Here is a 605-nt window from a genome sequence, read left to right on the forward strand (position 1 = left end):
GGCAAGACATTGCGCGAAAATCTTGGCGCCGGCGCGCCGAAACGGCGATAGAAACAGACAGAAATTGCGAGACTGGCATGAACCCGATCTATATCGACTATCTCAATGCTTTCGACATCGAAGCGCTCGATGTCTCCAATGACGAGATCCTTGCGGCGATCGAGACGTCGCTCGGTGCGCAGGGCAAGGGCGAAACGGTCATCGAGCCGCGCGTCCATCTGGAGCTCAATCCGGAATTTCACGGCCATTTCAACGTGCTGCGCGGCTATGTGGCGCCGCTCAATCTCGCGGGTGTGAAAATCGTCGGCGACTTTGTCGACAATTACAAGCTCGACTACCCTTCCGAATTCGGCGTGCTCAATCTCTTCGATCCGCGCACAGGCGTACCTCGGGCCATTCTCGATGCGACCGTCATCACCGACATGCGCACAGGAGCCGTGACCGCCATCGGCGCAAAATATCTGGCGCGCAAGAATTCCAAGGTTCTCGGCCATATTGGCGCGCGCGGCACCGCCTACTGGAACGTCCGGCTGCTCGACCACCTCTTCGACTTCGACGAAATCCGCGTCCATTCGCGCCGGCCGGAAAGCCGCGATGCCTTCGGT

General features: G+C 59.0%; 1 pseudogene. It reads left to right on the forward strand.

The window, feature by feature from the left end:
- Window positions 1–77: 77 nt before the first annotated feature.
- Window positions 78–605: pseudogene (locus tag AC1D0P_RS27100) on the forward strand (ornithine cyclodeaminase family protein); the annotation flags it as partial.

Source organism: Polaromonas sp. P1_G2, assembly GCF_056405515.1.